The 11043-nt window shown below is 71.8% G+C and carries 7 protein-coding genes and 1 pseudogene; 5 read left to right on the plus strand and 3 right to left on the minus strand.

Annotated elements, in window-relative coordinates; translation table 11 throughout:
• Positions 1-19: 19 nt before the first annotated feature.
• Positions 20-1471 (minus strand): argininosuccinate synthase, encoded by a 1452-nt coding sequence (gene argG, locus BJF83_RS04950; RefSeq protein ID WP_075925350.1) that lies wholly within the window; start codon positions 1469-1471, stop codon positions 20-22.
• Positions 1472-1617: 146 nt separating this feature from the next.
• A complete protein-coding gene (locus BJF83_RS04955) occupies positions 1618-2787 on the minus strand; it encodes a glycosyltransferase (protein ID WP_075925351.1) in 1170 nt (389 codons plus the stop codon).
• A gap of 428 nt (positions 2788-3215) precedes the next feature.
• Here BJF83_RS04955 and BJF83_RS04960 point away from each other — a divergent pair, with 428 nt between their 5' ends.
• Positions 3216-4856, plus strand: a complete 1641-nt coding sequence (locus BJF83_RS04960; RefSeq protein WP_075925352.1) for a glycoside hydrolase family 10 protein — start codon at positions 3216-3218, stop codon at positions 4854-4856.
• Positions 4857-4977: 121 nt separating this feature from the next.
• Here BJF83_RS04960 and BJF83_RS04965 read toward each other — a convergent pair whose 3' ends face one another.
• Positions 4978-5661, minus strand: a complete 684-nt coding sequence (locus BJF83_RS04965; RefSeq protein ID WP_075925353.1) for a TetR/AcrR family transcriptional regulator — start codon at positions 5659-5661, stop codon at positions 4978-4980.
• A 277-nt stretch (positions 5662-5938) separates the two neighbouring features.
• Here BJF83_RS04965 and BJF83_RS04970 point away from each other — a divergent pair, with 277 nt between their 5' ends.
• From BJF83_RS04970 to BJF83_RS04985, 4 genes and pseudogenes are all read left to right on the plus strand, one after another.
• Positions 5939-7219: a cytosine permease gene (locus BJF83_RS04970; RefSeq protein WP_262391328.1), complete on the plus strand. Its 1281-nt coding sequence runs from the start codon at positions 5939-5941 to the stop codon at positions 7217-7219.
• Entirely contained in the window at positions 7216-8217 is a 1002-nt protein-coding gene (speB, locus tag BJF83_RS04975; RefSeq protein WP_075925354.1) for an agmatinase, read from the plus strand. The genes BJF83_RS04970 and speB overlap by 4 nt, the downstream gene beginning before the upstream one ends.
• Positions 8218-8414: 197 nt before the next feature.
• A pseudogene (locus tag BJF83_RS04980) lies at positions 8415-8809 on the plus strand (MerR family transcriptional regulator).
• Between the two features lie 413 nt (positions 8810-9222).
• Positions 9223-10725 (plus strand): SulP family inorganic anion transporter, encoded by a 1503-nt coding sequence (locus BJF83_RS04985; protein ID WP_075925355.1) that lies wholly within the window; start codon positions 9223-9225, stop codon positions 10723-10725.
• Positions 10726-11043 lie beyond the last annotated feature (318 nt).

Below are 11043 nucleotides of genomic sequence, written 5' to 3' on the forward strand. Positions count from 1 at the left end.
GGACACGCGAAGCCGCGGATCAGTCGTTGCCGGACTCGATGGCCGCGTGGTCGAGCAGGTCGCCGTCGCCGGAGCCCTCGCCGCGGGAGGCGATCGTCTCGGCGCCGCCCTCGGGCATCGCGCCGATCAGCCCGGTCGCGGCGGCCTGGGCCGCGCCGATGCTGGTGGGGTGGGCGTTCTCCCCGACCATGCCGATGCTGGCGTACTCCTCCAGTTTGGCGCGGGAGTCGGCGATGTCCAGGTTGCGCATGGTCAGCTGGCCGATCCGGTCGACCGGGCCGAACGCGGAGTCCTCGGTACGCTCCATGGACAGCTTGTCCGGGTGGTAGCTGAACGAGGGACCGCGCGTGTCCATGATCGAGTAGTCCTCGCCGCGCCGCAGCCGCAGCGTCACCTCCCCGGTGACGGCGGTGCCCACCCAGCGCTGCAGCGACTCGCGCAGCATCAGGGCCTGCGGCTCCAGCCAGCGGCCCTCGTACATCAGCCGGCCGAGCCGCCGCCCCTCGTTGTGGTAGGCGGCGATGGTGTCCTCGTTGTGGATGGCGTTGACCAGCCGCTCGTAGGCCGCGTGCAGGAGCGCCATGCCCGGCGCCTCGTAGATGCCCCGGCTCTTGGCCTCGATGACGCGGTTCTCGATCTGGTCGGACATGCCCAGGCCGTGGCGTCCGCCGACGGTGTTGGCCTCCAGCACCAGGTCGACGGCGGCGGGGAAGGACTTGCCGTTGATGCTCACCGGTCGGCCCTGCTCGAAGCCGATGGTGACGTCCTCGGCCTGGATCTCGACCTCCGGGTCCCAGAACCGCACGCCCATGATCGGGTCGACGATCTCCACGCCGGTGTCGAGGTGCTCCAGGGCCTTGGCCTCGTGCGTGGCGCCCCAGATGTTGGCGTCGGTGGAGTAGGCCTTCTCCGCGCTGTCCCGGTAGGGCAGACCGCGTTCGGTCAGCCACTCCGACATCTCCTTGCGACCGCCGAGCTCGTTGACGAAGTCGGCGTCCAGCCAGGGCTTGTAGATGCGCAGAGCCGGGTTGGCCAGCAGGCCGTAGCGGTAGAACCGCTCGATGTCGTTGCCCTTGAACGTGGAGCCGTCGCCCCAGATCTGCACGCCGTCTTCGAGCATCGCGCGCACGAGCAGAGTGCCCGTGACCGCCCGCCCGAGCGGGGTGGTGTTGAAGTAGGCGCGGCCACCGGTCCTGATGTGGAACGCCCCGCAGGCGAGAGCCGCGAGCCCCTCCTCGACCAGGGCGGCGCGACCGTCGACCAGGCGGGCGACCTCCGCCCCGTAGTCGGCGGCACGCCCCGGCACCGAGGCGATGTCGGGTTCGTCGTACTGGCCGATGTCGGCGGTGTAGGCGCACGGGACGGCGCCCTTCTCGCGCATCCACGCGACCGCCACCGAGGTGTCGAGACCACCGGAGAAGGCGATGCCGACGCGTTCACCGACAGGGAGAGAGGTGAGTACCTTGGACATGGCAATAAGTATGCGCGAAAATGAATGATCATGCAAGGCGCGCGTCGGACCAGGCACTCCGGGTGACCGCGGCGCCCGTGAGCGCGCGGCCAGCCGGAGGCGGTCGGGAGTGGACGGCCCTCAGCCAAGGCCGTCGGGAACGCGGGTCAGGCGCGGGCGGCGGACAGGACCACGTCCACCAGGCGGTCGGCCGCGTCCGGGCGTCCGAGCGCGCGGGCGTTCTCCTCGATCCGACGGCGGCGCCCGGGATCCGCCAGCAGTGGCTCGACCGCCTCCCGCAGCCGGTCGGCGCCGACCTCGTCCAGCAGCGCGACCGCCGCTCCCGACTCCTGGAGGTGCCGGGCGTTGTGCCGCTGCTCGTCACCGGCGGACGTGGCGAGCGGGATCAACGCGGCGGCCTTGCCCAGCGCGGTCAGCTCCGCGATCGTCCCCGCTCCGCTGCGCGAGACCACGACGTCGGCCAGCGCCAGCACGTCGGGCAGCTCCGGCCCGACGAAGTCCGTGAGGTGGTAGCGGACGAGCAGCTCGGGGTCGAGGTCGCGGGTGGCCTCGCGCAGCGGGTCCAGGTTGGCCGCGCCGCACTGGTGCACGACGTTGGCGCGCGAGAGCAGCCACGGCAGCAGGTCGCGGACCGTGCCGTTGATCTGTGCCGACCCCTGGGCGCCTCCGGTCACGTAGACCGTGGGCAGCGACGGGTCGTGCCCCTCGAATCCGAGCCCCTCGGCGGCCCGGTCCGCCCGCCCGCGCAGCACCTCGGGGCGGACCGGGTTGCCGGTGATCACCGCGCGGTCGCGGACGTCGTCCGGCAGCAGGCCCGTGCTCGACGGAGAGGACACCGCGACCCGCGCGGCGCGGCGGGCGAGCACCTTGTTGGCCAGCCCGAGGCGCACGGTCTGCTCGTGCACCACCAGGGGGCGGCGGCACATCGCCGCGCCCACGCCCACGGGAACGGCCACGTAGCCGCCGGTGGCCAGCACGACGTCGGGCGCGAAGCCGGTGATGATCCGCCGGGCCTGGAGCACGCCGCGCGGCACGTTGGCCATGTCGCGGAGGTTCTCCTTCGTGAGCATCCTCAGCGGGTTGGCCGCACGACGGATCTTGCCGACCTCGACCGAGTCGAAGGCGATCCCGTTGGACCCGGCCACCCGCTGCTCCAGGCTGTCGGCGGCGCCCACCCACAGGACCTTCAGGGTCCTCCCCTCGGCCTCCAGCCGTTCACGCAGGGTGTTGACGACCGTGAGCGCGGGATAGGTGTGCCCGCCCGTTCCCCCTCCGGTCACGATCAGACGCAGTTCCTGGGTTCGACTGTTGTTCAAGGGTGTCCCATCTGTGCTCGCCCGTTGGCGCGCGCGGGTCGAGGGTGTCTTCGGTCGAGGGGGACCCCGCGTCGGACCGATCGGGTCATGCGGGGGTCGACATGCACGCTAGCCGCCCGCGGAGCCCGCCGCACACGGGATTCCCGCCGAAGTGCACGGGAACCCGCCCGGTGCGCCGCCGGGCTCAGCCAGCCCTGGAGCCGACCGAGGCCATGCCGCGCGGAGTCCACTCCGGACGGCCCCATCTCGCCCATCGTCAACTCCCTTGCCAACCTGGCGGAGAACTCTTGCGCTTTTCGAGAAGTTCATGAAGGTTTTTCACAGACCCTCCGCACTTCGTCACCCTTCGTGTCAGAAAAGCTACGATGAGACTGCATGCGGTGTCTGGCCCACGCACTGCTTCCAGGAGGAAGCCGGAAGGAGCCACGTTGGCACGACCGAACCGGAACCAGCCCGCCCCCGCGGCCGCGACGGCCCGGATCCGCGGACGGCGGACCGCCCTCCTGAGCGGCGCGCTCGCCGCAGCGCTCACCACGACCCTGCTCCACGCGCCGCCCGCCGCGGCCGAACCGGACGGGCTCCGACGCGGACCCGCGGAGTGCGAGGCCGACCCGCTCGCCCCTCCCAAGCGCGAGATGCGCGCGGAGTGGATCGCGGGGGTCCACAACATCGACTGGCCGAGCAGGCAGGGGCTGGCCCCGGAGCAACAGCGCGCCGAACTGGTCGGCCTCTACGACGAGGCCAGGGCCAACGGCCTCAACGCCGTGTTCGTGCAGATCCGCCCCACCGCCGACGCCTTCTGGCCCTCACCGCACGAACCGTGGTCGGAATGGCTCACCGGCCATCAGGGCCGCGACCCCGGATACGACCCCCTGGAGTTCGCGGTCGAGGAGGCCCATGCCCGCAACCTGGAGTTCCACGGTTGGTTCAACCCCTACCGGGTGGCCATGCACGACGACCCTGGCAGGCTGGTCGAGGGCCACCCGGCCCGGCGCAACCCGGACTGGGTGTTCGACTACAACGGCCGCCTCTACTACGACCCGGGCATCCCCGAGGTGCGCTCGTTCGTGATCGAGGCGATGATGCACGCGGTCGAGAACTACGACCTCGACGGCGTGCACTTCGACGACTACTTCTACCCCTATCCCTCGTCCGGTGCGCCGATCCCCGACCGGGACACCTTCGAGCGGTACGGCGGCGCGTTCGACGACATCGGCGACTGGCGGCGCGACAACGTCAACCGCCTGGTGCGGGAGATGAGCGCGGCGGTGCACGCGGCCAAACCGCACGCCCGGTTCGGGATCAGCCCGTTCGGGATCTGGCGGAACGCGTCCAGCGACCCGGACGGCTCCGACACCCGCGGCTTCGAGTCCTACGACGGCATCTACGCCGACAGCCGCCGATGGGTCCGCGAGGGGTGGCTCGACTACGTCAACCCTCAGGTCTACTGGGAGATCGGTCTGCCGGTGGCCGACTACGCCGTACTGGTCCCCTGGTGGGAGAGGGTCACCGCCGGCACGGGAACCCACCTGTACATCGGGCAGGCCGCCTACAAGGTCGGCAACGACGGCGCCTGGTCCAACCCCCGCGAACTCGCCCGACACGTCGAGATGGACCGCGCGCACCCCGGTGTGCACGGCGAGGTCTACTTCAGCGCCACGTCCCTGCGCACCAACGCGGCCGACGCCATGGCGATCCTGGCCAGCGAGCACTACGCGCGCCCCGCCCTCGTTCCGGTGACGCCGGACCGGGGCGGCGCCACGCCCGGGCGGCCGGTGGTGGTCGGGGCCGAGTCGGCGGGCGGCGACGTCCGGCTGAGGGTCCGCGCCGGGCAGGGCATGGCGCCGGCCTACTACGCGGTGTACGCGTTCGAGGGCCATGACGGGTTCAGACCGACGCCGTGCCGGTTCGAGGACCCCCGCTCGCTGGTCACCACCGTGCGCGCCGCGCGCGGCAGGGAGACGGTGCTGACCGTGCCGGGAGGCAGCGGTGCGCACACGTACTTCGTGACCGCGGTCGACCGGCTCCACCACGAGAGCGACCCGAGCAACCCGCGCCGCCTGCCCTGAGAGCGGACGGGCTCCGCCAAGGGACACGCAGGGTCGCGGCGCTCCTGCGCTCCTCGGGCGGTGCGCCCGTCGCCCGGTACCGGCCGCGGACCGTGATCCGGCCGCGCGCGGACGGCTCCGCCTACGCGCGCGTGGCTCTGCGGCGCGGTGGGGCGGGCTCGATGCCGGGGTCGGGCACGTGCTCGGGGACGTCGCGATCGGTGAAGGGCAGCGTTCCCGGGTAGCCGACGGCCAGGGCGACGTGCCGCCCGGCCAGCTCGCGCGCCGCCGGGACGGTCAGAACCGGATCGCGGGCCAGGAGCCGCACGGCCAGTCCGCCGAGGAGGGCGTGGGCCATGGCGGCGGCCTCATCAGGGTCGCAGGGGCCGAAGTCGCCCGAGGCGACGCCGTCGCGGACCGCTTCGGAGAAGGGCTCGCGCATTCGCGCGTAGAGGCTGGTCAGCGCGTTCGCCAGGTCTGAGGAGCGCACGGCACGGCTCTCCAGCTCCGACCACAGCATCCACTCCCGCACGTCGTCGGGGGTGAGCGGTAGCCAGAAGTCGACCAGGTCGGCGACGCGCTCCGGCGGCGAGGTGCGGCCGACGTCCTCGGCCAGGTGGGCGGACCGCGCGTGCTCGCGGTCCAGGGAGTGCGCGATGGCCGCGGCCAGCAGCTGGGTGCGGGTGGCGAAGTGGTAGTGGATCAGGGCCGTGGAGGACCGGGCGCGCCGGGCGATCTCGGCCAGGCGCACGCCGTCGTATCCGTCCCGGGCGATCAGCTCGACGGCGGCGTCGAGGATGCGAATGCGGCTGTCGCTGGAGGTCATGGCGCCATTCTTTACCATCGGGCGCTTGTGTCGCAGTTCACTCTGACTTTAAAATCAGTCAAGTTGATTTTAAAGTCAGGACCCGAGGAGTGCACATGCCAGACCCCCACGGCATCCGACGCCCGTCCACGGGAGTGGCCACGGACGAGGTCTTCCAGGTCGAGACCCACGGCGCCGACCGCATCCCGCTCAGCGACCGCCACGGCGGCCCGCGCGAGCTGTTCTGGGTGTGGTTCGGCGCCAACCTGACCTTCACCTTCGTCATCAACGGCGCCTCGTGGTCGGCTTCGGCCTCTCCTTCTGGGAGGCGACCGCGATCTTCCTCATCGGCAACCTGGCCTTCTTCGCGGTCGGAGCGGCGTCGATCACCGGCGCCCGCACCGGCTCGCCCACCCTCGTCGTCGCCCGTGCCCCGTTCGGGCGCTGGGGCAACTACCCCGTGGCCGTACTCAACTGGCTCGTCAGCATCGGCTACATCATCCTGAACACGGTCGTCGGGGTCCTCGCCCTGGCCGTCCTGGCCGACACCCTCGGACTGGGCGAGGGCGCGGCGGTCCGCGTCACCGCCCTGGTCCTGATGATCGCGTGCACCGCCAGCGTCGCCGTCTGGGGACACGCCACCGTCGAGGTCATGCAGCGCTGGCTGGGCGTGGGCCTGGTCGTGTGCACGGTAGTGCTCGGCGTCCTCGTCCTGCCTCAGGCCGACCTGTCCGTCACCGCCCCGACCGAGCCCCGCCTGTGGGCGTGGAGCCTGGGCCTGGTCGTCGCCGTCTCCGGCGGCGCCCTGTCCTACATCGCCATCTGCGCCGACTTCACCCGCTACCTGCCCGCCGACAGCCGCGCACGCGGGATCACCCTGGCCACCGGGCTGGGCGCGATGCTGCCCTCCGTGGCGCTGGGCGTCATCGGCGTCGCCGCGGCTACCAGGGTCGGCACCGACGCGGACACCGACCCCGTCGAGGCCGTCGCGGGCCTGCTCCCGGTCTGGTTCCAGGTTCCGTTCCTGCTGGTCGTGGTGGGCGGATCGGTCACCAACACGATCATGACCCTCTACTCCTCGGGGCTGAACCTCCAGGTCCTCGGCGTGCCGCTGAGGCGCGCCCGGACCGTGTTGATCCAGGTCGTCCTGGTCACCTCGGGGTCGGCGGTCGCCCTGTTCGTCGTCGACTTCACCGCGGCCGTCCTGTCCCTGCTGTCGGTCATGGTCGTGGTCTTCACGCCCTGGGCCGGGGTGTTCCTCACCGACGCCGCCCTGCGCCGCGCCCGCTACGACACCGCCGGGCTGCACGACCTCCACGGCGGCCCCTACCGCTACACCCGCGGGTTCCACCGCTCGGGCCTGATCGCCCTCACGATCGGAACCGTGTTCTCGGCGCTGGCCGCCGACTCCGAACTGTGGCTCGGCCCGTTGGCCGCCGCCGCCGGCGCCGACCTGTCGCTGCTGGGCGGTCCGATCGCCGGCGCCTCCTACTACCTGCTCGTCCGGGGCCGGGTGGGCCCGACCGCCGACCCGGGCACGAGCACCACCTCGTCCACCATCGAAGGAGACCGTCCATGACCCGTTTCGCCCCGCTGTTCGGCCCCGACATCACGTTTCTCGGCATCGACCGGTGCGACCTCGACCAACCCGCCACCTGGGCCGACTCCGAAGCGGTCATCATGGGGGTGCCCTTCGACGGGGGCACGTCCTACCGTGCGGGCACGCGCTTCGGCCCGCGCGCGCTCCGGGGGACCGACTACCTGCCGCACGACGGGCGACGCCCGCACCTGGCGGTCCGCGCCGACGGCCTGGTCGAGCTGAACGTCAGGGACGCGGGCGACGTCGACTGCTTCAACGGCGACATCGAGGGGATGGTCGAGAACGTCCGCGAGGCGGTGGCCAAGGTCGCGGCGGCCGGGAAGATCCCCGTCATGCTGGGCGGCGACCACACCATCGCCCTGCCCGACGTGCAGGGTGTGGCCAGCCACCACGGGTGGGGGCGCGTGTCGGTGATCCACTTCGACGCGCACGCCGACACCGGAAACATCGACTTCGGGTCGCTGCTCGGCCACGGGCTGCCCATGCGCAGGCTGATCGAGTCGGGCGCCGTGCGCGGCGACCGGTTCATCCAGATGGGGCTGCGCGGCTACTGGCCCGAGGAGGAGACGCTGTCCTGGATGGCCCGGCAGGGCATGCGCTGCTACGAGATGAGCGAGATGGACGCGCGCGGCCTCAACACCTGCCTGGACGAGGCCTTCGCCCTGGCCACCGACGAGTGCGAGGGCGTGTTCCTGTCGGTCGACGTGGACGTCGTCGACCCCGGGATGGCCCCGGGTACCGGGACCCCGGAGCCGGGCGGCCTCACCTCGCGCCAGCTGCTGGACGCCGTGCGCCGCATCTGCGTGGAGCTGCCCGTGGTCGGGGTGGACATCGTGGAGGTGTCACCGGACCACGACCACGCGGACATCACCGCGATGCTGGGCAACCGCGTCGTGCTGGAGGCGCTGTCGGGGATCGCCGCCCGCCGCAAGGGGCAGGGCTGGGACCCCGCCCGGCCGCTGCTGGACGGCCGCTGACCGAACCCGACCGTCACGACACGGCTCGCCGGGCCCCGGAGCACACCGCCCCGGGGCCGCCATGCCGACCGGGTGGCCCCGCACCCGCGTTCGTCGGATGTGACCTGCCACGCCCCCGCCCGTGCGACCAGGATCCGCGAATCCGCCGCTAACGTGGGGTGAACACCGGCGGGAGGGGGAGCTGCGTGCAACACCGCCTGCGGATCGGCGAGGTGGCCGAGCGCACGGGGCTGTCCCTGCGCTCGATCCGCTACTACGGCGAGGTCGGCCTGGTCGTTCCCTCCGAGCGCTCCCCCGGAGGCTTCCGGCTCTACACCGAGAGCGACGTCGACCGTCTCCAACTGATCAAGCGGATGAAGCCGCTCGGGTTCAGCCTGGAGGAGACCCGTGACCTGCTCACGGCCGTCGACGGTCTGAAGCGCCCGGCGTCGGGGAGGGCGAACGCGCCGCGCTGGCCGAGCGCCTGGACGCCTTCGAGGCGGCCATCGCCGACCGCTGTGTCACCCTGCGCCGCGAGCTGGACATGGCCGAGGAGTTCGCCGAGCGCCTGCGTGAGCGGCGCGCGGGCCGCGACGCCGACCCGACGGTGTGAACATCCCCGCACCGCCTCACCGATCGTCACACCGGGTCAACGCGTCCGCGACGGGTGTCGCGCCCTGATTCCCGTCCCGTCAGCGGGAACGCGCCCGACGACGTCCTCCTGTGAGGGTTGTCTCAGTCGCGCACAGTGACGCAAACCCTCACGTAACGGTAGAGTCGGTCCCGTTGGACCCACGCACCCTCCGCTGGTCCACCGACGACTTCCCGACCCTCCCGGCGACACGCTCCCCGGAGGCCTCGGTCGGGCACGGGGCGACGCAGCCGCGCCCCGGAGCACCACCCGCACCGGAGCACCGGAGCACCGGGCGCCACCCGACACCCACGCGGTGCCGGTCCGCCGCGCGCGCCGCACCGCGCCACCAGCCCCGAACACCGCGGCCCTGGCTGTGGGCTACCCGACCCCAGATGGGTTCCATGAATCTGCCGCTGAAGACCTCCGCACGAACGTGGAAGTCCCGCGTCCCCAACGCGGCCCAGCTCCGCGCCGACGTGCTCGCCGGGCTCGTGGTGGCTCTGGCCCTGATCCCCGAGGCCATCGCCTTCTCGATCATCGCCGGGGTCGACCCCCGCGTCGGCCTGTACGCGTCCTTCGTCATGGCCGTCTCCATCGCCTTCCTGGGCGGTCGCCCCGCGATGATCTCCGCTGCCACCGGCGCGATGGCCCTGGTCGCGGCGCCGCTGTCGATGGAGTACGGCGTCGACCACCTCCTGGCCGCCACCATCCTCGCCGGTCTCCTCCAGGTGGTGCTGGGCCTGCTCGGGGTGGCCAAGCTGATGCGGTTCGTGCCGCCCAGCGTCATGACCGGGTTCATCAACGCCCTGGCCATCCTCATCTTCCTGGCCCAGATGCCGCATCTCGTGGACGTGGGCCTTCCGGTCTACGTCATGGTCGGCGTCGGCCTGGCGATCATCTTCGGCCTGCCCCGCCTCACCAGGGCAGTGCCCGCGCCGCTGGTGGCGATCGTGGTCCTGACGGTCGCCTCGATCGCCCTGGGCCTGCAGGCCCGTACCGTCGGGGACATGGGAGAGCTGCCCGCCAGTGTGCCGGTGCCTTTCCTGCCGGACGTGCCGTTCACGTGGGACACCCTCACCCTCCTCGCCCCCTACTCCCTCACCCTCGCCCTGGTGGGTCTGATGGAGTCGCTGATGACGGCGAAGGTCGTCGACGAGCAGACCGAGACCTCCTCCGACCACTCCCGCGAGGCGCGCGGCCAGGGCATCGCCAACGTCATCGTCGGCTTCTTCGGCGGAATGGCCGGGTGCGCGATGATCGGCCAGACGATGATCAACGTCTCCTCCGGCGCCCGCACCCGCGTCTCCACGTTCCTGGCCGGTGTGTTCCTGCTCGTCCTGTGCGTGGGACTCGGCGACGTCGTCGGCATGATCCCGATGGCGGCCCTGGTCGCCGTGATGATCTTCGTGTCCGTCGTCACGTTCGTCTGGCACAGCGTCGCCCCGGCCACGGTCCGCAGGATGCCGTGGACCGAGACCCTGGTCATGGTGGTCACCGTCGCGGTCGTGGTCTACACCCACAACCTCGCTCTGGGCGTGATCATCGGGGTGATCGTGTCGATGGTGCTCTTCGCCCAGAAGGCCGCCACCCAGGCCGACGTGACCAGTGTGCTGGACCCCGAGGGCGGCACACGGGTGTACACGGTGCACGGCGAGCTGTTCTTCGCCTCCACCAACCAGCTGGTGGGCCGGTTCGACTACGCCGAGGAGGACCTGACCAGGGTGGTCGTGGACATGTCCGAGGCGCACGTGTGGGACTCCTCCGCCGTGGCCGCCCTGGACCACGTCGCCGAGCACTTCCGCAGGCACGGCGTGGAGGTCGAGATCACCGGGCTCAACCAGCCCAGCCAGCGACTGCACAAGGAGCTGACCGGCACCCTGTCCGGCGGGCACTGACGCTCAGCGGAACACGCGCGAACACGGGCCGCCCCGGACTCCCCGGGGCGGCCCCCCGTTTCCGGCGCCGCAGTCCCGGTCGGGGCGCCTCCCGGTCCAGCCGCGACTCGACCTCGGCGCCAGCCTCGCCACGCGGGAGCGGACCGGCCACGAGCCGGCCGACGGCCGCGCACTCCTGATCGCCGAGGCCTCCCTGGCCCTGCACGCCCCACTCAGCGCGGTGCGGCTGGGGCCGCCCCGCCTGAGGCGCGCGGAACCATAAACAATCCGGGCGTGATCATTCCCTTGTCCCCCCTGACCGTTAAGTGATCACATAAC

The organism is Nocardiopsis sp. CNR-923, assembly GCF_001942255.1.
Lineage (GTDB): Bacteria > Actinomycetota > Actinomycetes > Streptosporangiales > Streptosporangiaceae > Nocardiopsis.

Bases quoted from the DNA above. Each gene is read 5' to 3' on its own strand.
- argG (WP_075925350.1), bottom strand. From the start codon at position 1,471: ATGTCCAAGGTACTCACCTCTCTCCCTGTCGGTGAACGCGTCGGCATC.
- BJF83_RS04965 (WP_075925353.1), bottom strand. From the start codon at position 5,661: ATGACCTCCAGCGACAGCCGCATTCGCATCCTCGACGCCGCCGTCGAG.
- speB (WP_075925354.1), top strand. From the start codon at position 7,216: ATGACCCGTTTCGCCCCGCTGTTCGGCCCCGACATCACGTTTCTCGGC.
- BJF83_RS04985 (WP_075925355.1), top strand. From the start codon at position 9,223: ATGGGTTCCATGAATCTGCCGCTGAAGACCTCCGCACGAACGTGGAAG.